The following is a 25,004-nucleotide window of genomic DNA, read 5'->3' as shown; positions in this document are numbered from 1 at the left end:
AATATATTGAGTGAAGGTATAAAAAAATACTATTTAATTAATGAAAATAGTATTTTTTTATTCTATAAAATAAAAAAGTACTATTTATAATTGATAAAAATTAAACAATAAAATCCGATAACATAGCAAGAATTTGTAATGGAATTAAGGTAAATATATATTAATATTTATTTAACGACAAAAGCCAACAATTTTATTTGAATTAAAGGGAGGAACTATAAGTGAAATCAAAAAGATTCCAAGTTTTATCACAACGTCCTGTAAATCAAGATGGGATTATAGGTGAATGGCCAGAAGAGGGATTAGTGGCAATGCACAGTCCTAACGATCCAAAACCATCTATAAAGATTGAAAATGGAAAAGTATTAGAGCTAGATAGTGTAAAAAGAGAAGATTTTGATATGATAGATAGATTTATAGCTGACTATGCGATCAACTTAAATAAAGCTGAAGAAGCTATGAAAATTGATTCTTTAGAAATAGCAAAGAAACTTGTTGATATAAATATTGGTAGAGATGAAATAGTTGAGATAATAACAGCCATAACTCCTGCTAAAGTAGTGGAGGTAGTTTCTCATATGAATGTTGTTGAGATGATGCTTGCACTTCAAAAAATGAGAGCTAGAAAAACTCCTTCAAATCAGTGTCATGTTACAAACCTAAAAGATAACCCTGTTCAAATTGCAGCAGATGCAGCAGAAGCTGGATTAAGAGGGTTCTCTGAACAAGAAACTACAGTTGCTATCGTTAGATACGCACCATTTAATGCATTATCACTATTAATTGGAGCTCAAGTAGGACGTCCTGGGGTCTTAACTCAATGTTCGGTTGAAGAAGCCACTGAACTTGACCTTGGAATGAGAGGACTTACATGTTATGCAGAAACAGTTTCAGTATATGGAACAGAACCTGTATTTACAGATGGAGATGATACGCCATGGTCAAAAGCTTTCCTAGCATCAGCGTATGCATCAAGAGGGCTTAAGATGAGGTTTACATCAGGTACAGGTTCAGAAGCATTAATGGGATATTCAGAAGGAAAATCAATGCTTTATCTAGAGGCGAGATGTATATATATAACTAAAGGAGCTGGAGTCCAAGGACTTCAAAATGGAGCAGTAAGTTGTATAGGTATGACAGGTGCAGTTCCGTCAGGAATAAGAGCGGTTTTAGCTGAAAACTTAATAGCATCTATGCTTGATATAGAGGTTGCTTCTGGAAACGATCAAACTTTTTCACATTCAGATATAAGGAGAACAGCGAGAACATTAATGCAAATGTTACCAGGAACAGATTTTATATTCTCTGGATATAGTGCAGTTCCAAACTACGATAATATGTTCGCAGGTTCAAACTTTGATGCTGAAGATTTTGATGATTACAACGTGTTGCAAAGAGACTTAATGGTAGATGGTGGATTAAGACCGGTATCAGAAGAAGAAACTATTGCAATAAGAAATAAAGCTGCAAGAGCGATACAAGCTGTATTTAAAGAATTAGGATTCCCGCCTATAACAGATGAAGAGGTTGAAGCGGCGACTTATGCTCATGGAAGTAAAGATATGCCTGAAAGAAATATAGTAGAAGATTTAAAGGCAGCAGAAGAAATGTTAAATAGAAGAATAGTAGGTCTTGATGTAGTAAAAGCATTAAGTGTTAATGGATTTGATGATATAGCAAACAACATATTAAACATGCTTAAGCAAAGAGTAACAGGGGATTACTTACAAACATCAGCTATATTAAATACGGACTTTGATGTTATAAGTGCAGTTAACGATAAAAATGATTATAAAGGGCCAGGAACGGGATATAGAATAAGTCCGGAAAGATGGGAAGAAATAAAGAATATACCTAACGTAGTAAAACCAGAAGATATAAAATAAGTGAGAGGTGAAAAAATGGGAAAAATGACAAATCAATATAAAATTAAAGCACTTGAACTTACTGAAACTGGAGAGGCAAAAATTGGTACTAATGTAGATGAAGTTGTTATAGGATTAGCACCAGCATTTCTAAAATTTCAAACTAAAACATTAGTAGATACTTCACATAGTGATATATTAACAGAACTTATCGCAGGTATAGAAGAAGAAGGATTAAAGGCAAGAATTGTTAGATTTATAAGAACATCGGATGTTTCATTTATAGCAAATGATGCAGCAAAAATAAGTGGATCAGGAATAGGGATTGGTATACAGTCAAAAGGAACAACTGTTATTCATCAAAAGGATTTATTACCATTAAATAACTTAGAACTATTTCCACAAGCACCTCTATTAACATTAGATATATATAGATTAATAGGGAAAAATGCAGCTAAATATGCTAAAGGAGAATCACCTAATCCTGTGCCAACTAAAAATGACCAAATGGTTAGACCTAAATTTATGGCAAAAGCAGCTTTATTCCATATAAAAGAAACTAAATATGTAGAGGTTGGAGCAAAACCGATACAAATAGATGTGAAATTTTAATTTGAAGGGAGAGCAATTTTATGGAACAAAAAAGAATGAATTCTTACGACTACCCTTTAGCTAAAAAAAGAGCTGATGTTATAAAGACACCGACTGGAAAGGGTTTGCAAGAGATAACTTTGGAAAATGTAATAAACGGAGAAATTAAACCAGAAGATGTTAGAATATCTCCAGAAACTTTAGAAATGCAAGCTCAAATTGCTGAAGATATGAATAGAGATGCTATTGCTAGAAATTTTAGAAGAGCAGCAGAGCTTATAAACTTTCCTGATGATAGAATAATTGAAATATATAATGCATTAAGACCATATAGATCAACAAAAGAAGAGCTTCTGGCTATCGCAGATGAGGTTGAAAATGTATATGGAGCAAAAGTTAATGCTGAATTTATAAGAGAAGCTAGCGAAGTTTACGAAGAAAGAAAAAAATTAAGACAAGAGTAATATGGTTTAAATTTATGGAGGAAGATTAATGAAGATAATCTCAGGTGTAGACATTGGTAATGCTACAACAGAAGTGGTATTAGCAAAAGTTGAAAATGAAAAGATAAAATTTCTTTCAAGTGGAATAGTTCTAACAACAGGAATAAAGGGCACTGAAGAAAATATAGAAGGAGTCTTTTCCTCCTTAAAACAGGCTTTAGATAAAGTAAATCTAAAACTTGAAGATTTAGATTTGGTAAGAATAAACGAAGCAGCTCCTGTTATCGGGGATGTTGCTATGGAAACTATCACTGAAACAATTATAACAGAATCTACAATGATAGGTCATAATCCGTCTACTCCAGGTGGAGTGGGGCTAGGTATAGGAAAAACTATATATATAGAAGATTTAGATGGATTAGATGAAGAGAAAGTAAAAGATGAACAATTTATTCCACTTATTTTAAGTAGAGTTAATTTCTTAGAGGCTACAGCAAGAATAAATGCAGCTACTAAAATGGGAATAAATATACAAGCAGCAATTGTTCAAAGGGACGATGGGGTCTTAATAAATAATAGATTGGAAAATAAAATACCAATAGTTGATGAAGTTATGCTTTTGGAAAAGGTTTCTATAGGAATGAAGGCAGCAGTAGAAGTTGCTAAACAAGGAGATATTATTGAAACTTTGTCAAATCCATATGGAATTGCAACAGTTTTTAATTTAACTTCAGAAGAAACTAAAATGATAGTTCCTATATCTAGAGCCTTAATAGGAAATAGATCAGCGGTAGTAATAAAAACCCCAAAAGGAGATGTTCAAGAAAAAGTCATACCTGCTGGGAAAATCCATATAAATGGATTGAAAAGAAAAGAGGATGTAGATGTAGAACACGGTGCTAAAAAAATTATGGATGCAGTTGGTTTATGTGTTCCTATACTAGATGTAAAAGGTGAACCTGGAACAAATGCAGGTGGAATGCTTGAAAGAGTAAGACAAGTTATGGCAAATCTTACTAAACAAAAAATATCAGATATTACTATACAAGATTTACTAGCAGTCGACACTTTTATACCTCAAAAGGTAAAAGGTGGTATAGCTGAAGAATTTTCAATGGAAAATGCAGTTGGGATAGCTGCTATGGTTAAAGCTGATAAACTTCAAATGCAAATGATAGCTGATAAGTTACAAGAAAAATTAGGTGTCTTAGTTGAAGTTGGAGGAGTAGAAGCTGATATGGCTATAAGAGGAGCTTTAACTACTCCAGGAAGTAGTACACCACTTGCAATCTTAGATATGGGAGCAGGTTCAACAGATGCATCAATAATAAATAAGCAAGGTGAAATATGTTCAATACATTTAGCGGGTGCAGGGAATATGGTAACTATGCTTATAAAGTCTGAATTAGGACTTGAAGATTTTAGTTTGGCAGAAGATATAAAAAAATATCCACTTGCTAAAGTTGAAAGCTTATTCAATATAAGACATGAAGATGGTACAGTAGAATTTTTCGAAAAACCATTAGATTCTTCGGTTTTTGCCAAAGTAGTAATATTAAAAAATGGAGAACTTGTGCCTATTGAAGGAGAAAATTCTATAGAAAAAATTAAAAATATAAGAAAATCTGCTAAAGAAAAAGTATTTGTAACTAACTGTATAAGAGCATTGACGATAGTATCACCTACAGGAAATATAAGAGACATAGAATTTGTTGTATTAGTTGGTGGATCATCATTAGATTTTGAAGTTCCTCAATTAGTAACTAACTCATTATCTCAATATGGAGTAGTAGCGGGAAGAGGTAACATTAGAGGTACAGAAGGACCTAGAAATGCAGTGGCTACAGGACTTGTGTTAGCTTTTAATGGAAATGGAGAAAAAGGTAATGTTAACTAGAGATTTTAATCATAATATACCAACAATACATATGTACCTTTGTAAAGAACTTAAAGATTTAAAAAATATAGATGAGATTTTATGGGGAATAGAAGAAGAAGGAATTCCTTGTAAAGTATTAAAAAATGAAGAATCTCTTATCTCAGAGAAATTAAGCTATATTGCATCTCAACTTTCTAGGTTATCAGTAGGTATAGGTATAGATAAAACTGGTAAAGTTACATTAACTTTAAATAAATTAAAGGAAAATGAACCTTTATTTATTGCTAATATTTATGATAGTCCTAATACTTTAAGAAACTTAGGATCAAATGCAGGCAGATTAGTAAAAGGAATACCATTTAAATAACAAAAAAACTAAGATAGCTTAGGAGGCTTTAGTTATGAAAAAATTAAATGAAATAAAAGAATTAAGTTTAGATATAGTAAAAGAGATGGCAAAGGCAGCAGAAGAAAAAGCACAAGAAATGAATGTTCCAATAATATTTGCAGCAGTAGATTCAGGTGCAAACCTAATGTTAATGCACAGAATGGAAGAAGCATTTATAACTAGTATAGATATTGCAATAAATAAAGCTTATACAGCAGCTTGTTTAAAGCAAGGAAGTCACTGTATTGCAGAGTGTGTCCAACCAGGACAAAGTCTTTACGGCCTTCAACTTACAAATAACTGTAAAATAGTACCTTTTGGCGGTGGATTTCCTGTAATAGTTGATAGTAAAGTTGTTGGTGCAGTTGGAGTAAGTGGAGGAACTGTAGAAGAAGACATGGCTATAGCTCAAGCAGCAATAGATGCATTTAATAAGTAGGAATTTAAATTTAATAATACAACAAAAATTAATCGGAGGAAATGACAAATGAGAATGTATGATTATTTAGTACCAAGCGTTAACTTTATGGGAGCTGGATGTGTAAAATTAGTTGGAGAAAGATGTAAAATATTAGGTGGGAAAAAAGCTTTAATAGTTACAGATAACTTTTTAAGACATATGGAAGGTGGAGCTGTTGAATTAACAGTTAAATCTTTATTAGAAGCTGGAATAGAAGTTACATATTATGACCAAGTAGAACCAAACCCTAAAGATACTAATGTTATAGATGGTCTTAAAATATACAAAGAAGAAAATTGTGATATGATAGTTACAGTCGGTGGAGGAAGTGCACATGACTGTGGTAAAGGAATAGGAATAGCTGCTACTCATGAAGGAGATCTTTATGAATATGCAGGTATAGAAACTTTAACAAATGCATTACCACCAATAGCTGCTGTTAACACTACAGCTGGAACAGCAAGTGAAGTTACAAGACACTGTGTTATAACTAACACTAAGACTAAAGTAAAATATGTTATAGTAAGTTGGAGAAACTTACCATTAGTTTCTTTTAATGACCCAGAATTAATGGTTAAAAAGCCAGGTGGATTAACGGCTGCGACAGGAATGGATGCATTAACTCATGCTATAGAAGCTTACGTATCAAAAGATGCAAACCCTGTAACTGATGCTGCTGCTATCCAAGCTATAAAATTAATATCAAACAATTTAAGACATGCAGTTGCATTAGGTGAAAATTTAGTTGCAAGAGAGAACATGGCATATGCTTCATTATTAGCAGGTATGGCATTTAACAATGCAAATTTAGGATATGTTCATGCTATGGCACACCAATTAGGTGGGCTATATGATATGCCTCATGGAGTTGCAAATGCAATGTTACTTCCACATGTTGAAAAATACAATTTAATATCTAATCCTCAAAAATTTGCTAATATAGCTGAATTTATGGGTGAAAATATAGATGGATTATCAGTAATGGAAGCTGCAGAAAAAGCAATAAATGCAATGTTTAAGTTATCTACAGATATAGGAATACCTGCAAGCTTAAAAGAAATGGGAGTTAAAGAAGCAGATTTCGAATATATGGCAGAAATGGCATTGAAAGATGGAAATGCATTCAGTAACCCTAGAAAAGGAAATGAAAACGACATAATAGAGATATTTAAATCTGCATTTTAATAATGTTGGATAGCTTTTAAAAAGTGTATATATAGTTTAAATATATACACTTTTTTACATTAATTATTTATTTAGTTATTTAAGAATATAAAACTTTATATTATATTTTGAAAAAAATAGATTTTATAAAAAGGTAGGGAATAAATGAATATGTCAATATTTTTAGGAGAACTAGTGGGAACTTTATTGTTAGTATTATTAGGAAACGCAGTTGTAGCAAATGTAGTACTTTCTAAGACTAAAGGAAATGGTTCAGGATGGATAGTAATATCAACAGGATGGGCTTTAGCAGTAGCAATTCCGGTTTTTATATTTGGAAGTGTTAGTGGAGCTCATTTTAATCCTGCAGTTACAATAGCTCTTGCAGTTATTGGGAATTTTCCATGGGAAAATGTACCTATGTATATATTAGCTCAAATTATAGGAGCTTTTATAGGAGCATTATTAGTTCTTGTTTGCTATTATAATCATTTTGAAAAAACCGAAGATAAGGCTATTAAATTAGCTGTATTTTGTACAGGACCAGAAATAAGAAATACTAAAATAAACTTTATTACTGAGGCTGTAGGAACTTTTGTATTAGTTTTTGCAATATTAGGGATAGGACAATCTTCACTTGCTGATGGGATTCAGCCAATGGCAGTTGGGATGATAGTAGGAGCAATAGGTTTATGCTTAGGAGGACCAACTGGATACGCTATAAATCCAGCTAGAGACTTTGGACCAAGACTTATGCATTACTTAATGCCTGTACCGAATAAAGGTGACTCTGATTGGAGTTATGCATGGATACCCGTAGTAGCTCCAATAGTAGGCGCAATTTTCGGAGCATTAGCATATATAAGTATATTCTAGCAAATTATGCCTTAATGATAAATTGGTAAAATTATCATTGAGGTAATTTTTATTCTTATGGAAATTATATTTAATCCTAAACTGTGGATAAATATAATTTCCAATTTATAAACTTGAGCAACGGACCTATTTTTAGGTATTTGACTACATAAAGTAGTTCATATGCGTAGTCGCTCAATAAAAGTAATTTTTTTATCTAGTTAATTTAAGTATTACATCTTCAAGATGAGGATACATTTCTAATAAATCTTTTCGATTGAATAACTCAAAATCCTCGAATGTAAATGCAGGAGCTACCATACAACCCACTAATGCAAATCCATCATTATTCATTGAAGAACCAAATATATATCCTTTAGGAACTAAAACTTGTGGAAGTTCTCCGTTTTCAACATCTAGCCCTAATTGTTTAGTAATTAGCTCACCCTCTGGAGTAATCATATATATAGTAAGGGGTTGCCCATCATGATAGTACCACATTTCATCTGATTTTAATCTGTGGAAGTTAGATACTTCTCCAGTTTCAAGTAAGAAGTATATACTAGTAAATAAGTTTTTATCATCTCTAAATAAATCTTTTGAAACTACTGATTCCTTATAGTAACCACCTTCAACATGAGGTGTCATACCTAGGTTTTCTATATAATATTTTGCTGATTTCATATTGTACCTCCTATGTATAATGTCTCTACTATAACATAAATATAGGCATTCTACAATAAAGAAGTAGAATGTCTATGGTATAACAATTAAGAATTAAAATTAATTATTGTTAGAAATATTAACTAATGATGGCAATTGTAACTATTTGTATATTCCTCCCACCATCCAAATGCAACAACAATATTAGAATTAGTAGTCAATCCTCTTAAATAAACAATTAAAGATTGACCAGGAGGAAGAATAATTTGACCTCCGTCTACAATTTCTGTTGAATATGGTGATACGATTCTAGAAAAGATAGATATGCCATTAGGAGCGGCAGTAGCATTAGCCAAATAGTGAATTTGCCCATAAGGTACGGGGTAAGGGTTAATTGTTAGATTAGTAGAGCTCACTAAGGGACTAATAGATGTTCCTGATGGTAAAGGTGCTCTAAGGTAAAAATCAGCAGTAAATGTGGTAGCTGATGGATTTAATATAGTTATTACATTTACATAGATATCTCTAGATGATCCTGCTGGATTAACTAGTGCAGCTATAGAGTTAGTATTTGATCCTGTTGGATTTAACGGTGGAGTTTGACCTATAAAATATCTTCCTAGTTCAGACTGATATAAAGCATAAGGAATAGAAACTTCTTTTTTTAATAAATTACTAGAACATGTCATGTATTATCACCTTTGTATATTTTTTAGAGATAAAGTATATCCCTGGCATATAATATTCAATTTAGGCGAAATATGTTAAAAAAATTTAACTAAAAATAATAATAAATTATTGAATTTAGTATTAAAGAAAATCGGCTATGGTTCGTAATATTATAAGTAGTACATTTTGCAGGTTAAATGTTGGAAATTGGTTGTGAAAAAGTTGTTAATATAAATTATATGTTAACAAATAAGGTTAAAAAAGGAGGAATAATTATATGAAATCAAAAATGAAAACTAATATTAAGTACAAAAATAAAAGTATAAAAACTCAGCTTACTTTTATAATAGTGTGTGTAGTAGTAGTTTGCTGTTTACTGTTAGGATCAATTACGAGTTACTTAAACTATAAAACTTCGAATACGATTTTAGCAAATTCAGTTGCAGAAACTACTAAAGAAGCATCGCAAACAGTTGCACAAAAGATAACTAATCTTAAAGATGCTACAATACAAACGGGTATAATAAAAGAAATTTCAGATCCTAAAATAAGTGTTGAGGAAAAGAAAAATATTATTACACGACAAGAAAAACTTACAGGATTGACTCTAGGACAAATTATATATGCAGATGGAAAGGATCTTTTCAGTGGAAAAGATTATTCATCTAGGGATTACTTTAAAATATCTATGCAGGGAGATGCGTATATGAGTAGTCCTGTTGTAAGTAAAGTAACAGGAGATCTTACAATGGTAGTTTCAGCTCCTATTTGGGAAAATGGAATACAAGGAAGTAAGATTGTAGGTATAGTAACTTTTGATGTAGATAAAGACTTTTTAAATGATATAGTTAATGACATAAAAATAAGTAAAAATAGTTATGCTTATTTAATAGATAGCGAAGGAACTATAATTGCTCATAAGGATAAAAAGCTTGTAGCTGTTAAAAATTCTATAAAAGAAGCACAAACAAACCCAAATGAAAAAACTTTTGCAGAAATTGATAAAAAGCTTATATCAGGGAAAACTGGTAAAGATGATGTAGAGGTAAATGGAGAAAAATGGCTGTTATCATATACTCCTGTTAAAGATACTAATGGATGGGGAGTCGGAATAATGACTAACAAAGCAGATTTCCTTGGACCAGTATATACTTCAATTGGGACAACTATTGGATTAGCAATAATATTTACTATAGTATCATTTATAGCAGCTATAAAGTTTGCTAACAAGATAGGAAATCCACTAAAAGCTTGTAGCGAAAGACTTAAAAAATTAGCAGAAGGAGATTTAAACTCAGAAACTCCACAAATAAATGAAGAAAATGAAATTGGATTATTAGCTAATGCTACAAATGAAATAGTTATTGACATGAGTGAAATGATTAGTACATTGATGTATGTATTAACAGAAATAAGTAATGGAAATTTAGACTTAGACACGAATGACGAAAAGTTAAATCGCTTATTTATAAATGATTTTGAACCTATGTTAGTAGCTGTAAATAAAATTATTGATAGTTTAAATAGTACCTTAGATCAAATAAGTATAGCTGGAGAACAAGTTGCAATTAGCTCAATACAGTTATCAGAAGGAGCTCAAGTTCTTTCTCAAGGGGCAACAGAACAAGCTAGTTCTATTCAAGAACTTTCGGCAACTATAAGTGAAGTATCTGAACAAGTTCAGCAAACTGCTAAAAATGCAGTAAAAGCTAAGGCTATTTCAACAAAATCAAGTGTTGCTACAGATAAAGGTAAAAAGCAAATGAAAGAGATGATTACTGCTATGGATGAAATAAGCAGTACTTCAAATAGAATTGGAGATATAATTAAAAATATTGATGACATAGCATTCCAAACTAACATTTTAGCATTAAACGCAGCAGTAGAAGCAGCTCGTGCTGGAGAAGCAGGTAAAGGATTTGCAGTAGTTGCAGATGAAGTAAGAAATCTAGCTGAAAAATCAGCACAAAGTGCAAAAGATACAGCTGAGCTAATTGAAAGATCTTTACTAGCTATAGAAAATGGATCAAAGATTGTATCAGAAACAGCAATATCTCTTGAAGAAGTTGTTAATGGAGCTAAGACTTCATCTGAAGTTATACAAGAAATAGCAGATGCAAGCAATGAACAAGCTCAGCATATAAATCAAGTAAACACTGGAATGGAACAAATTTCAGTAGTAGTTCAAACAAACTCAGCAACTTCTGAAGAAAGTGCTGCAGCAAGTGAAGAGCTATCAAGTCAAGCTAATATGCTAAGAGATCTTATTGGTCAGTTTAAATTAAAAAATAATCAAGATAAGAAAGATAAATATTTTGATGGAAAAATGTTATTTGACGCAGAAGATTTTGAAATGTAATATTAAATAAAAATAACTGAACTTACAGAAGTAAGTTCAGTTATTTTTTTATAAAATCTAAAATTTTATCATATAATTCGTTAGCATCATCATATCCTTCTTCATATAATGCTGTAAGTTTCTTAGCATTCTTTTCAATTTGGCTAACATTAACTGGTTTTTTAGGTCTAATAACTAGAACATCCCCATCTTTTTCTAATTGATTTACTAAATTAAGACTTTTATTATAATTTAAATGTCTATTTTCAATTGCTTTAACAAGATTTGGGTATTTTTTATATTTTCTATTTACAATAGGAAGAAATTTTTGTTTGTTTTTTTTATAAGTAATGTCTCTAGTTAAAACAACAATATTTTTTTTATATCCTTGATTTAAAGAATATTCTATAGGTATTGAATCGGATACACCGCCATCTACCAATTTAAAATCATCTATTTCTACTATATTTGCAAACATAGGTATTGAACAAGATGCTTGCATATAAATTATTTCTTTTTTCAAATCTTTTAACTCAAAGTATTCTGGAGATCCAGTTTCACAATTAGTAGCAACCACTACAAATTTAGATTTAGATTTAGCAAAAGTATCATAGTCGTAAATATTTAGTTCATTAGGAATTTTATTGAACATAAAATCCATACCAAAAATTGACCCAGTTTTAATTAAATTAGAAAAACTTAAATATCTTTTATCGTTTATATAGTCTACAGTAGCATTATATGCTCTTTTATATTGTTTTGATAAATATGAAGAAGCATGACAACTACCAGCAGATACACCGATTGTTATATCAACTTCTATATTTTTTTCTATAAAAAAATCTAAAACTCCAGCGGTGTATATACCACGCATACCGCCACCCTCTAATATTAATCCAATTTTATTCATAGTATATCCTTTCTACAAAAACACTTATATATGCAAAGTTATTAACTTGTAAATTACTTTAAATATAAAATTATTATAAATTAATAACTTTATATTGTCTAGCTTTGAAGAATTTAACTTAGATATAAATTATTTAATCCGTATATAAATAATATGATTATAAATTATTATCATATTTAGGAGTGAACTGATGATTAATAGTATAAATAAAAATTCTTATGATGTAGGAAATAAAAGTAATATGACTACAAGTAATAAAGAGCAGCTAAAACAACAAATAAAAACTCCAAGCCAAGAATGTGAAGCTATAGTAGGTAGAATTAAAGATGAATTGCAAAAATCAACCTTAATAGCTATGAAAATTATAAGTGGAGAAAATATAAATAAATCAGAAGAAAAATTTATAAACCTTAAATATCCTGATATAAAAAAATTAGCTGAAAAATTGAACAAAGATATAAAGCAATTAAAGATTTTAATAAAAAATTGTAATTCAGATGAAGAAAGAAAAGATTTAATCAATAGAGAGATAAATAATGTAAATCTTATGGGGAAAAAGGGGTTAATATCGGAAGTTGAAGTGAAGTTAAAATTAGGAGCTTTAAGTGAAGTTGAAAAATTTTCAAATACAATGAAAATAGAAAATAAAAAGATTGAGGTTATAGCAATAAAGTTATTGAAGAATCAAAATTTAACTTCAAAAGAACTTGCTTTAATAGAAGAAAAAATACCAAATATAAAGCAAATAGTTAACAAAATAGTTAAAGAGAATAAATCATTAAAAGATGAGATTAACAATTGCAATACAACTGAGGAAAAACAACAAAAAATATTAAAGGCTTTTAATGATTTAGACAGTTTATTTAAGAATAATAGAATTTCAGATTTAGAGTTTAAGTTAAATTTATTTTATATAAGCAGTTTAGAAAAGGAAATTAAAAAAGAAAAAAATAAACAGCTTTGGATTAATCCTTATTTTTATTTAAATACTTCATCACTAGTGGATAATTTAAGTGGAGTGTTAATAATTATAGTAATTATTATAGCTATTTTGAAATTTATATAATATTTTAATAATATATACACAAATATAGGTAAATACGTATCTCTAGATTTAAAAGAATCTTCCGTATATATAGAAAGTATATTTTATAGTTGAAAATAAGAAATCGGGAGGTAACTATGGGCGTTTCAGAGAACACTAGTAAAACAAAAATTCTTTTAGAATCGGGAACAAATGAACTTGAAATTATGGAGTTTACTATAGCAGGTGAATTATTTGGTATAAATGTCGCAAAAGTTAGAGAAATAATGATTGCGCAACCAGTAAAACAAATGCCTAACTCACATGAATTAGTAGAAGGTGTATTTAAGCCTAGAAATGAAATTATAACAGTTATAGATTTAGGTAGATATCTAAACTTACCTAAAACAGAAAATAAAAATAATGATATATTTATTGTAACTCATTTTAACAAGTTAAACTTTGCTTTCCATGTTGAATCTGTAGTAGGTATTGCAAGAGTATCATGGCAAGATATAAAAAAACCAGATAAAGTAATTTACGGTGGAGATGAAGGAGTCTCAACTGGTATAGCAGAATATAAAGATAGACTTATAACTATACTAGACTTTGAAAAAATTATTGCAGAAATAAGTCCTGAGTCAAGTATTCAATATGAAGAAATAGATAGATTAGGTAAGCGTAAAGACACTGACAAAACTATACTAATAGTAGAAGATTCAATGTTACTTTCTAAGATGATCGTTGAATGTCTACACAAAGCGGGATACAAAAACACAATAAAAGTTGATAATGGGCAAGAGGCATGGGAATACTTAGAAGAAGTTAAGACTTGCGGAGAGCCAGTTAAAAAGCATGTTTCATGTATAGTTTCAGACATTGAAATGCCATTAATGGATGGACATAGATTAACAAAACTTGTAAAAGATGATAGTGTGCTTAAAGACATACCTTTAATATTATTCTCTTCATTAATAAGTGAAGAAATGAGAATAAAAGGTAAATCTATAGGTGCAGACGAACAAATAACTAAACCAGAAATTGCTAATCTAGTTAGCATAATTGATAGATTAGTAGAAAAATAAATAAAATAGGTACATGCTAGCATGTACCTATTTTTATATTTCAGAGTATTTCATTACTGTATTAGTTAAAAAATTGCTAAAATTATTAAACTCAGACTCCGTTATATCATTTGGATAAGTCATGATTTTTAGTTCATGAGCAGGTGTATCTTTTCTATATGATGGATGAGTATGATCAAATTCTTGTAATTTAAATCCTAATTTTGAATAAAAATTTAATCTCTTAATAGATAGATCATCCAAAGGTGGATCTATTTCTAAAATTACATTTTTATTAATTTTACAAAACTCTTTAATAACTTTAGAGCCATAACTTTTTCCTCTTAAATTTGAAGAAATTGCAAAATGCTCTATATATACAAATTCGCCTAAATCCCAATAAAATAAAAGTCCAATTAGTGACTCAGATTCACAAAGGGCCATGCAGTAATATTTTTCATCTTGTAAAGCTAATACTTGATCCTCTAAAGTTCTTTGTTCAAATAATGGAAAGCTTGTATTATACATATTTATTATATCATTCCAATATTTATTATTCTCAGATTGAATTCTTAAAAATTCCATATTATCACCTCATAAAAGTTATCTATATTTTGGTTAAATTGTCTAACATTATATCATATCTAAAAATTTATGCAAATTAAGTGTATAAAGTATTGATTGTGTGTATAGATGTTTATATTATTATCTATAAAGAAAATATTATTTATCAAAATAAATAAGAGGGATGGGAATCATTAATGAAAATTTTAAGTCATGGATGTACGCTAGATTGTTTTGATTGTTGTAAGTTTAATGTATATGTAGAAGATGAAAAAGTTATAAAAATAGAGGGTGATAAAAATCATCCATATACAAAAGGATTTATATGCAATAAAGGAAGAGCTCATTTAAAAAGGCTAAATCATCCAGAAAGAATATATAATCCGTTGATAAAAATAGATGGAGTTTGGAATGAAATTAGTTTTGAAGAAGCTATAAATATAATTGCAAAAAAACTAAAGGTATATAAAGATAAATATTCATCAAAATCTATATTATATTACACTCAATATGGAAGTGGTTCAATTTTAAAAGATATAGGTGATATCTTCTTTAATTTTTATGGAGGAGTAAGTAAAAGCAAGGGAGGCCCTTGTTGGAGTGCCGGAATAAAGGCTCAAAAATATGATTATGGTACATCTAAAAGTCATTCTTTAGAAGATATGCTAAATAGTAAAAGTATTTTTATATGGGGAAAAAACCCTGCGTATACTACAATACATACATTTCAAATGATAAAAAAAGCAAAATCTAAAGGAGTAAAGGTAGTTGTTATAGATCCAATATATACAGATACAGCTAAAATTGCAGATAAATATATACGAATAAATCCAGGTACAGATGGAGCATTGGCTATGGCTATGACTAAAATTATAATACAAAAAGGAATTTGTGATAATGATTATATAGATAAATACGTACTAGGATTTGATATTTATAAAGACTACATACTTAATTTAGATTTAAATGAATTATTAAAGGAGTGTGGAGTACAGCTAAATACAGTAGAAGAATTAGTAGCATTATATACAGATAAGTATTCGACTATATACATAGGATATGGAATGCAAAAATATAAAAATGGAGGAAATAATATAAGGGCTATAGATGCTTTAGGGGCTATAACTGGGCAAATAGGATTTGCTGGGGGAGGTATTAATTATGCAAATAAAGTATATCCATCAGCTTTAAATACAGACCCATTTAACAGTGAAAGTTATTGTGACAATAGATTTTTTTATACTAGTTATATTAGTAAATTTATAAAAGAATCTATGAATAGTAAAATTCCTATTAAAATGGCAGTTATAACAAAGAGTAATTTGTTAAATCAACTAGCTGACGTAGTAGATGTAAAGCAAGCACTTGATTATATAGAATTTAAAGTATGTTTCGATATGTTTATGACAGACACAGCAAAAGAATGTGATCTATTTATACCATGTACAAATACTTTAGAAAGTGAAGATTTACTATATTCATCAATGATGAACCCTTATATTATATATAATGAAAAAGCAGTAAATCCAAGCAATAAACTAATGGATGAATATTATTTCTTTAAGGAGTTAGCAAAATGTTTAAACATAAAAGATTATCCAATGGTATCTAAGTTAGAATATATATGTGAGGTATTAAAACCGTTGGTAGAACTTGATGGGAATATAAATTTAGAAGCGATAAAAAGTAATTACATGACTATACATAAATCTATAGCATGGGAAGATAAAATATTTGAAACTCCATCAAAAAAATTCGAATTATATTCAAACGATGCTATTTTAGATGGAGTAAATCCAATTCCTATATATATAAAATCTAATAAAAGGAATGAGTATAGATTATTAACTAATCACTATAGAGATAGCATTGCTAGCCAGCATATGATGGATAAAGAGGAAATAGCAAAAGCTTATATAAATGAAGAAATGGCAGATAGAGAAGGTATTAAAAATAATGATATAGTAAAATTAGTTAGTAAAAATGGAAGTATAAAAGTTCAAATTACAATAAGTGATAGTTTAGGGGATAATACTATTTTAATGTATGCTGGATGGTGGAAAAAACATGGTAATCCAAATGTTTTAACATATAGTGGTATTTCAGATATGGGAGGTCAAGTTACTTATAATGAAACATTTGTAGAAATAGATAAATGGGTTAACAGGGTTAAACAACAACCATAATAACCAATAAAACTAAAGTGAAAAATTAAGTTGAAATATTATATATAAATTAAAAAATTATAAATGGTGGTATTTTCAGTGGGTTGAAACTTATAAATAAGATTTAATGTGAAACTTCAAAAACTGGCATAGTAATTGCTCTATATTAATAGTACAAAAATTATATATTGGAGGATTTATTAATATGGAAATGAACATCAAAGAGTTATTTGAAGTAGGAGTAAGTTTTGAATCAGCTGTAGGAGTAGGAACGAAAGAAGAAAGAGCTAGAGTAGTAAAAAATACTTCTCGTATTAACTTGCCAAATGATTTAGTAGAAGAGGTTAAAAAATTTGATAAAGAAATAAACTTTTTAGTTTCAGGTGAAATCTTTTGTCCAGATTTCCAACTTAATGTAAGTGTAGTTAAAAGACTTTGCGATTTAAATCAAAATTTCAATATGTCAGTAATAAGTATAACAAGAGGTAAAAAGTTTTTAGCATCTATCTTAAAAATTGAAAATTATAAAGCTCCTACAATTGCAGTTTTAGATAAAGACATGAATGTTTTAGGTGTATTCGAAGAAACTCCTAAGGTTGTTTCAGCAATTGGTAACTTTGAAGAAATTAAATTAAATTATTTTAAAGGCGAGTACTTAATTGATACAGCAAAAGAGATTGTTGATTATATAAAAAAATGTAATTAAAAACATAGTAAAGAGAGATAAAGTTAATTTATCTCTCTTTTTTTACGCCTAATGAAATTATACTTAATTAAATTTTGTGAATAACTTATGTAATATAGTGATACAAATGTTTTGGTGAAAGTAAAAAATGACATTTTGAGCAACGGACGGAGTCGTTGGCGACATGAGCGAAGCGAATTTTTTATATTTTGCAATTTATATATGATATTGTTATAATTTATTTAATGATTATAGACTATTAGATATGAGGGATAAAAATGAAAAAAAGAGAATTAGCTATAGTAACATTAAAAAAAGATGCAGGCGAAATATATGCAAATCAAATAAATTATTTTTTAGGAGACAGTATAAAGATAAACCTGTATTCTTTTGAAGAGGGCGGATTTACTTTCTTTGAAGAAAAACTAATTCTTCTTTCTGTAAATTTAAAATATGAAGAAATCTTAAAAATGTGCAATTCAGATGCACAAATAATCATACCTAATTTAACTTTTGAAAAATCAAGTTTTGAAAAAATATGCAAGATAAATAAAAATGAAACTATATTCGTTTATAATTTATCAAAAAGTATGGCATTAGAAACAATAGCAATTATATATAGATTAGGCGTAGATATACCAAATCTTATACCTTGCTATCCTGAGATGAAAAAGATACCAGAAAACTCAATAGTTCTTACACCAGGAGAAAAATTAAATATAGAAGCTAAAAATTGCAAGATAATAGATTTAGAATATAGAATAATAGATTTAAGTTCTATTGCAGATATAGCTATGAAGCTCAATTTAGAAAGTCTTATTCAAGAGGATTTAGTAAAAAAATTTATGGATAAGATTGTACCAATTAGCTATATAACAGAAAAGCTTTTAGTAACTCAAACTAAATTAGAAAATCAATTTGATTTTTTATTATCTGCAATTGACGATGGAATTATTGGAGTTAGCAATGAGGGGATAGTGCAGTTTTATAGTCACGTAGCCAGAGAAATATTATCTATCAATGGAAATGAAATGATAGGAAAATATATAGGTGAATATGTAAAATCTCTAGATTTTGATCAAATAATTAAAAAAGAAGTTCCATATTTTCAAAAACTTATTAAAGTAAATAATATAGATATAAACATGGAGGTTAAATACACACATATAAGTGTTTTTAATGGGTTTATAATAAAAGTATCTAAATTCCATCAAGCTGAAAAGAAACAAGCAAAGTTAAGGGCACAGTTAATGAGCTCAGGAAATGTAAGTAAATATAATTTTGACGATATAATTGGGTGTAGTTACTCTATAAAAAATACAAAAAAAATTGCATATAAAATGGCTCAATCTGATTCATCTATTCTTATAATTGGTGAAAGTGGTACAGGTAAAGAGTTATTTGCACAATCCATACATAGTGCATCAAGACGAAGCCAAGGCCCGTTTGTAGCTGTAAACTGTAGCACTTTTCAAGAAGGATTATTGCAAAGTGAACTTTTCGGATATGATGAAGGTGCATTTACAGGAGCTAGAAAAGGTGGAAAAATTGGATTATTTGAATTAGCTAATAAAGGTACTATCTTTCTAGATGAAATAGGAGAAATGGACTTGAACTCTCAAGCTACACTTCTTAGAGTAATTCAAGAAAAACAAATTAGAAGAGTTGGTTCAGATAAGATTATAGATGTGGATATAAGAATTATAGCAGCTACCAATAGAGATTTAAAAAAGCTAGTATGCGAAAATAAATTTAGAAAAGATTTATTTTATAGATTAAATGTATTGCCATTAAAAATTGCACCACTTAGAAATCGAAATGAAGATGTATTTTTAATTTTCGAATCATTTAAGAAAAATCTTGATGTAAAGTTTAGTCTTTCGGATGAACTTGTTGAGGTTTTTAAAACATATAGCTGGGAAGGGAATATAAGAGAATTAAGAAATTTAGTAGAGTATTGTTCATATTTAGATAAAAGTATAATAGAAATATATGATTTACCTGAGTATATGTTAGAATCAATAAAACATAAAGATTATTGCTTAGAATTATCGAATAAAAATGATATTAAAAATATATCAAATTTAAAAAGAGATTTAAGAGATTACATATTTGTATTAGAAAAAATAAATAACGCATATGTTTTAAAACAGAGAATAGGAAGAAGAAAAATATATGAATATGCGTTAGAAGAAAAAATATTTTTAACAGAGCAACAAATTAGAAGTATATTAATAGAATTGCAAGAGTTTGGATTTGTAAAAATTTTATCTGGACGAGGTGGATCGGTAATAACAGAAAAAGGAATTCTATTTTTAGAAGAAAATAAAAGGGTTTGATAGATAAGTAGTACAGTCTATCAAACTTTTTTATTTTATAAATTATTTAATGTAAAGGAACATAAAAAATTTTTTTGAATATTATATAGATTAGGGGGACTTTACTTGGAAAAATTTTAAAAAGGAGGTTTTATGTGAATAAATTAAAAGGTATTGATGTCAGTCATTGGACAGGCTATGTGAATTTTAAAGATGTTTTTAATAGTGGAATTCAAGTTGTTTATATAAAAGCAACAGAAGGAACTAATTATATAGATCCTAGATTTAGAGAGTACTATAATGAAGCAAGAGCAGCAGGACTAAAGATAGGTTTTTATCATTTTTTTAATCCTGTAAATTCTGGAACGCCTAAAGAACAAGCTCAACATTTTGTAAGTACGATAAAGGAATTAAAATGCGATTGCAAGTTAGTTTTAGATTTAGAAAAAACAGGAGGACTAAGTAAATCAAAGTTATCCAGACAGGCAATAGAATTTTTGGAGGAAGTTAAAATTTTAAGCGGATTGGATGTAGCTATTTACACATATACTAATTTTGCTCAAAACAATTTAGATTCACAATCTGGATTAGGAAAATATCCTTTGTGGATAGCGCAATACGGAACTAGTAAGCCTGAAAGCAATCCTATATGGGGAGAAAATTATGCTGGATGGCAATATTCTGAATCAGGTATAGTTAGAGGAATAGAAAGTAAAACAGATCTAGATATATTTACTGAACAAATATTATTAACATACCTGATCCAAACTTAATATATCCAGGACAAAAAATTAGAATAAATTAAAGGAATTTCGAGATATTACCATAATATTTATGGTAATATCTTTTTTTAAAATATAAAAAAAGACATGAAAAATAAATTTTAGATAAGTTTTTATATTTGTAGGAATGTTGGAACTAAAGTTAAGTATAAAATATATATAATTTATAATAAATAGATTATATAGCAACAAATCAGGGGGGAATAAAATGAGTAAAAGTGAATTAAGGGTGGATATGAAAGCAGAAGCTAGGAGACAGTTAGCTGATAATAAAATAGATATTACCATAGCTACTGTATTAGTTGGAATGATTACGTTTATACCACAGTTTTTAAGTGAAGAAATTTTCACATCGTATAGAATGACATTAGTTATAAGTACTATATCGATGCTTGTGTCTACTCCGTTAGTAGTAGGATTAAATATAGTATCTTTAGATTGTGTAAAAGGGGAGAAAATCAAAGCAAAAGATATATTAAAAGGATTTAATATATTATATCAATCATATGGATCTATATTACTTCAGATGGCTATAACTTTTATTATGACTGCTCCTTTTGTGGCTATACCCATATTTTTAGTAAAAGATAGTCATACAAGATTAACTATGATTGCATTTATAAGTAGTATATCAAATTTATTTTTCTCTATAATTTTTTCACAACTTCAATACATTGTTGCAGATAAACAAGATATTTCATTAATTGAAGCTATTAAAAAATCTATCAGTATTATTAAAAATTATATTTGGGACTATATATTACTTTCATTAAGTTTTATTGGATGGATGCTTTTAGTTGGATTTACCTTTGGGATAGCATATATTTGGGTAGGACCTTATATTCAGTTAACATTTACAAATTTTTATGAATATATAAAGAAAGATGAGTTAGACATTTATGAAAAATCAAAATATAGAAGTCTAAAATCAGGACTATTAGTAGGTGTTTTATTATGTGCATATATGACAATAGAAGCAAATATATCTCAAAGGGTACTTACACCGCCTATCATAAAAAAAATTATAGAAGACAATGATTTAAGACTTATAAGTTTTGATGAAGAGAAGAATTATTACATATCTGAAGAAGAAAGTATAGCGTATAAAATTGAACCTAATTATAATAACTTAAGTGATTTAAGTAAATATACAGTGGTTGTGAAAAAACATCCATTAGATTCTAAAAAAGGAGATAAAGTTAATTCTACAGTTATGTATATAATAGTAGATGAAGATAAGTTATTGGGTATTAGTTGTGAACCAAACGGCCCAGATAAAAAAATAGAATCATATAATCCGATTCCAGGTAAATTCGATATAAAAGGAAATAAATTATAAAATAAAAGGTCGCATGTAAATTACATTTATATGACGACCTTTTATTTTAATGTAAATAAGTAATAATTTCTAAAGAAAAAATTAAGAAGTTTCACTTAAAAAATTTAAGAATTAAGAATTAATATGTTTAATATATAGAGTATTTTACAGTAATGTTACATGTACATAACAAATTTGTAATAAAGCGAAAAAGCGTAATGTAATGTGGTAGACTTGATAAAGTAAAATAAATTAGAGAGGTGATGGTTATCAAAACAAATAAAAATAGACTAATACTAGGATTAAAAATATTATTTGTAGTAATTATTTTAGGAATAACAGCTAAAGAGTCAGCTAATATTATTAGCGGATTTAACATCGAAACATTTTATACTTATGCAGATCAGCTTACATTAGGAAATATACTTATTATTATTTCGCTGGGCATAATTTCATATATACCTTTAACTTTTTATGATTTTATAATCAAGAAGAGAGTTGGAATAAACTTAGATAATAAAAAATTATATAAATACTCATGGATTGCCAGTTCTGTATCTAGTATTGTTGGGTTTGGAGGAAGCAGTGCTATTGCTTTAAAAAGTCATTTTTACAATCCATATGTTAAAGACAAAAAATATTTAGCAAAAGAGGTATCTAAAGTAGTAGCTTTAAATCTAACTGGTTTTTCAATGACATGTTTTATATATTTAATAATGATGAAATTTAATCTTGGTAAAATTAGTATCACAAATGTGTTAACTATATGCATAAGTATGTATTTACCAGTTTTAACATTGATTTTAGTTGGAAGATATATAAAGTATAAAAATGAGGTAAGAAGGGATGTTATAGATACATTTAAAATAATAGGAATATCATTATTAGAATGGATTACAACTATAACTTTAGTTTATTCAATAGTGATAATATTAGGAGAAAATATATCGATAGCACAATTTTTCCCAATATTTGTAGCTGCTATAGCTGTAGCGATAATAAGTATGTCACCAGGTGGGGTAGGTACATTTGATTTAACTTTACTAACAGGGCTTAATGCTCTAGGTGTTGCATCAGAGAAGGTAATATTAGCTATATTTTTATATAGATTAACTTACTATATAATACCATTACTTATAGGCGCATTATTATATATATCTGAACTTTGGACCAAAGTAGATAAAAATAAAAAGTATTTAGTTTCAATAGTATCATCAAAATTTGCTCATTATGGACTAATTATATTAGTATTTTCTGCGGGATTACTACTTTTAGCATCACAAGCTATACCTGGTATGGTAGAGAGAATACATGTAGTAAATCAAATTTTAGGATTTAAAATTACATGTATGTCAGGTGGATTTTCTATTATAATTGGATTTTTACTAATTGCTATGTCTAGAGTAATAAGCTTTAAATCTAAAAATGTATATAAGATAACTATGGCATTAGTTATAATTGGAATTCTTGTATCTTTAATTATTAGATTTGAATATCAAGTTAGTATATATCTAATTATTGTAGGCGTAGTATTAAAAATTAGTAAAAACCAATTTTATAGAGATGGATTTGTAATGAGATGGGGAGATATATTAAAAAATACATTAATATTATTATTTTTCCAAGGATTATATATATATGTAGCTTATAATAACACTCATTTAAAAGTTTCTAGCAACTCCATATTTAATTTAAGTAATTACCATACTTTTGAACAAGTAAGTAAGTTTGGAGCAATAAGTACTATTGGATTTTTAATTGCAGTAGCGTTTTTAGTTATTTTATATTACTTAAATAAAAAGAATGATTTTGAGAAAGTTAAATTATATCAGTGTAAAGATAAAGTCGACAATATATTAAAAAAATATAATGGAAGCTCTGTAATTCACTTTGTAAATTTAAATGATAAGTTTGTATATATGAATAAAGATGAGGATGTTATGCTTCAATATCAAGTATATGCAAATAAGTTAGTAGTTCTTGGTAACCTTGTAGGTGATGACAGCAAGTTCTTTGAATCGATCCAAGAATTTTATGAAATGTCTGATAGATACGGATATATACCTGTTTTTACAGCAATAGATGAAAAGATGATACCTCATTTACATGAAACTGGATATGAATTTATTAAATTAGGTGAAGAGGCGTCTGTAAACTTAGAAGAGTTTACGTTAGAAGGACGTAAAATGAAAAGTGTAAGAAATGCACTTTCTAGGGTTGAAAAAGAAGGATATACATTTGAAATGGCATATCCGCCATTTAGTAAGGATTTTCTTGAAGAAATTAAAAATATTTCTGATGAATGGCTTGAAGGAAGACCAGAAAAAGGATTCTCAGTTGGGTTCTTCGATGAAGAATATTTAAGTTTAGATGCTATTGCTATAGTGAAAAATAAAGATGGAGAAATTAAAGGATTTACAAATTTAATGCCTATGTATGATGGCAATAAAACATTATCTATAGATTTAATGCGTTTCTCAAAAGATAGCTGTAATGGAATAATGGATTTTATATTTGTAAATTTATTTAAATATGGGATAGAGCATGGATATTCAAGATTTAATATGGGAATGGCACCCTTATCTAATGTGGGAAGATCTAAATATTCATTTTTAAGAGAAAAAATGGCTGCTAAAATTTATTCTCATGGACAATACTTTTACTCTTTTGAAGGACTAAAGAGGTTTAAAGAAAAGTATTGTGAGTCTTGGGATGGAAGATACATGGCTTATAAAAAAAGAACTTCTCTTTTATTTACAATGATTCAAGTTATAATGCTAGTATCTAATGGGAAAAATTATAGATATGAAAGTCATAACAATGAAAGCGAATCATTAAAAGAAGAGTTAGCATAAGTTT

21 protein-coding genes are annotated in these 25,004 nt (G+C 28.5%); 17 read left to right on the top strand and 4 right to left on the bottom strand.

Annotated features, from left to right (window positions below; genetic code table 11):
* The first annotated feature begins 221 nt into the window (after positions 1–221).
* The 8 genes from RWY47_RS15955 (at position 222) to RWY47_RS15920 (ending at position 7,666) form a co-directional block, all read left to right on the top strand.
* Complete coding sequence (locus RWY47_RS15955) at positions 222–1,886, top strand: propanediol/glycerol family dehydratase large subunit (RefSeq protein WP_114542462.1); 1,665 nt, start codon at positions 222–224, stop codon at positions 1,884–1,886.
* 15 nt (positions 1,887–1,901) lie between these two features.
* Positions 1,902–2,477 carry a propanediol/glycerol family dehydratase medium subunit gene (locus RWY47_RS15950; protein WP_168932706.1) on the top strand — a complete coding sequence of 192 codons (576 nt, stop codon included), beginning with the start codon at positions 1,902–1,904 and terminating at the stop codon, positions 2,475–2,477.
* A 20-nt stretch (positions 2,478–2,497) separates the two neighbouring features.
* Positions 2,498–2,920 (top strand): diol dehydratase small subunit, encoded by a 423-nt coding sequence (locus RWY47_RS15945; protein ID WP_035118114.1) that lies wholly within the window; start codon positions 2,498–2,500, stop codon positions 2,918–2,920.
* Positions 2,921–2,948: 28 nt separating this feature from the next.
* On the top strand, positions 2,949–4,796 hold the full coding sequence (locus RWY47_RS15940; protein ID WP_150841500.1) for a diol dehydratase reactivase subunit alpha: 1,848 nt from the start codon (positions 2,949–2,951) through the stop codon (positions 4,794–4,796).
* A complete protein-coding gene (locus tag RWY47_RS15935; protein WP_035118111.1) occupies positions 4,786–5,145 on the top strand; it encodes a glycerol dehydratase reactivase beta/small subunit family protein in 360 nt (119 codons plus the stop codon). The genes RWY47_RS15940 and RWY47_RS15935 overlap by 11 nt, the downstream gene beginning before the upstream one ends.
* Positions 5,146–5,179: 34 nt before the next feature.
* Positions 5,180–5,605, top strand: coding sequence for a GlcG/HbpS family heme-binding protein (locus tag RWY47_RS15930; protein WP_035118109.1), 426 nt, complete (start codon positions 5,180–5,182; stop codon positions 5,603–5,605).
* A 48-nt stretch (positions 5,606–5,653) separates the two neighbouring features.
* Positions 5,654–6,811, top strand: coding sequence for an iron-containing alcohol dehydrogenase (locus RWY47_RS15925; RefSeq protein WP_035118107.1), 1,158 nt, complete (start codon positions 5,654–5,656; stop codon positions 6,809–6,811).
* 144 nt (positions 6,812–6,955) lie between these two features.
* Positions 6,956–7,666, top strand: a complete 711-nt coding sequence (locus RWY47_RS15920) for an MIP/aquaporin family protein (RefSeq protein ID WP_332841112.1) — start codon at positions 6,956–6,958, stop codon at positions 7,664–7,666.
* Positions 7,667–7,858: 192 nt separating this feature from the next.
* On the opposite strand, the gene RWY47_RS15915 is transcribed toward RWY47_RS15920, so the two are convergent.
* Positions 7,859–8,329 carry a cupin domain-containing protein gene (locus RWY47_RS15915; RefSeq protein ID WP_150841499.1) on the bottom strand — a complete coding sequence of 157 codons (471 nt, stop codon included), beginning with the start codon at positions 8,327–8,329 and terminating at the stop codon, positions 7,859–7,861.
* A 122-nt stretch (positions 8,330–8,451) separates the two neighbouring features.
* Positions 8,452–8,997 (bottom strand): DUF6143 family protein, encoded by a 546-nt coding sequence (locus RWY47_RS15910; RefSeq protein ID WP_150841498.1) that lies wholly within the window; start codon positions 8,995–8,997, stop codon positions 8,452–8,454.
* A gap of 257 nt (positions 8,998–9,254) precedes the next feature.
* Between RWY47_RS15910 and RWY47_RS15905 the strand changes: the two genes are divergently transcribed.
* Complete coding sequence (locus RWY47_RS15905; RefSeq protein ID WP_150841497.1) at positions 9,255–11,336, top strand: methyl-accepting chemotaxis protein; 2,082 nt, start codon at positions 9,255–9,257, stop codon at positions 11,334–11,336.
* Positions 11,337–11,376: 40 nt separating this feature from the next.
* On the opposite strand, the gene RWY47_RS15900 is transcribed toward RWY47_RS15905, so the two are convergent.
* The gene (locus tag RWY47_RS15900; protein WP_168932705.1) at positions 11,377–12,225 is read right to left on the bottom strand and encodes a patatin-like phospholipase family protein; all 849 of its coding nucleotides are present in this window, start codon (positions 12,223–12,225) and stop codon (positions 11,377–11,379) included.
* Between the two features lie 190 nt (positions 12,226–12,415).
* On the opposite strand from RWY47_RS15900, the gene RWY47_RS15895 reads away from it, so the two are divergent.
* Together RWY47_RS15895 and RWY47_RS15890 are read left to right on the top strand one after the other, a co-directional pair.
* Entirely contained in the window at positions 12,416–13,291 is an 876-nt protein-coding gene (locus tag RWY47_RS15895) for a hypothetical protein (protein WP_168932704.1), read from the top strand.
* 116 nt (positions 13,292–13,407) lie between these two features.
* Positions 13,408–14,334 (top strand): chemotaxis protein, encoded by a 927-nt coding sequence (locus tag RWY47_RS15890; RefSeq protein ID WP_021430302.1) that lies wholly within the window; start codon positions 13,408–13,410, stop codon positions 14,332–14,334.
* Positions 14,335–14,367: 33 nt separating this feature from the next.
* Here the strand turns inward: RWY47_RS15890 and RWY47_RS15885 are convergent, their stop codons facing one another.
* Positions 14,368–14,898 carry a GNAT family N-acetyltransferase gene (locus RWY47_RS15885; RefSeq protein WP_168932703.1) on the bottom strand — a complete coding sequence of 177 codons (531 nt, stop codon included), beginning with the start codon at positions 14,896–14,898 and terminating at the stop codon, positions 14,368–14,370.
* Positions 14,899–15,074: 176 nt separating this feature from the next.
* Here RWY47_RS15885 and RWY47_RS15880 point away from each other — a divergent pair, with 176 nt between their 5' ends.
* The 6 genes from RWY47_RS15880 to mprF all read left to right on the top strand — a co-directional run bounded on the left by RWY47_RS15880 (position 15,075) and on the right by mprF (position 25,000).
* On the top strand, positions 15,075–17,063 hold the full coding sequence (locus tag RWY47_RS15880; RefSeq protein WP_224171060.1) for a molybdopterin-dependent oxidoreductase: 1,989 nt from the start codon (positions 15,075–15,077) through the stop codon (positions 17,061–17,063).
* Positions 17,064–17,247: 184 nt separating this feature from the next.
* Complete coding sequence (locus tag RWY47_RS15875) at positions 17,248–17,748, top strand: thioredoxin family protein (protein ID WP_150841496.1); 501 nt, start codon at positions 17,248–17,250, stop codon at positions 17,746–17,748.
* 257 nt (positions 17,749–18,005) lie between these two features.
* Positions 18,006–20,066: a sigma-54 interaction domain-containing protein gene (locus tag RWY47_RS15870; protein WP_168932701.1), complete on the top strand. Its 2,061-nt coding sequence runs from the start codon at positions 18,006–18,008 to the stop codon at positions 20,064–20,066.
* Between the two features lie 134 nt (positions 20,067–20,200).
* On the top strand, positions 20,201–20,818 hold the full coding sequence (locus RWY47_RS15865; RefSeq protein ID WP_150841495.1) for a GH25 family lysozyme: 618 nt from the start codon (positions 20,201–20,203) through the stop codon (positions 20,816–20,818).
* A gap of 217 nt (positions 20,819–21,035) precedes the next feature.
* Entirely contained in the window at positions 21,036–22,166 is a 1,131-nt protein-coding gene (locus tag RWY47_RS15860) for a DUF975 family protein (protein ID WP_168932700.1), read from the top strand.
* Between the two features lie 242 nt (positions 22,167–22,408).
* The gene (gene mprF, locus RWY47_RS15855) at positions 22,409–25,000 is read left to right on the top strand and encodes a bifunctional lysylphosphatidylglycerol flippase/synthetase MprF (RefSeq protein WP_168932699.1); all 2,592 of its coding nucleotides are present in this window, start codon (positions 22,409–22,411) and stop codon (positions 24,998–25,000) included.
* Positions 25,001–25,004 lie beyond the last annotated feature (4 nt).

The organism is Paraclostridium sp. MRS3W1, assembly GCF_032465715.1.
Classification (GTDB): domain Bacteria; phylum Bacillota; class Clostridia; order Peptostreptococcales; family Peptostreptococcaceae; genus Paraclostridium; species Paraclostridium dentum.
The sequence above is the reverse complement of the archived record's forward strand: the minus strand, read 5'-3'. Positions and strand labels throughout refer to the sequence as shown.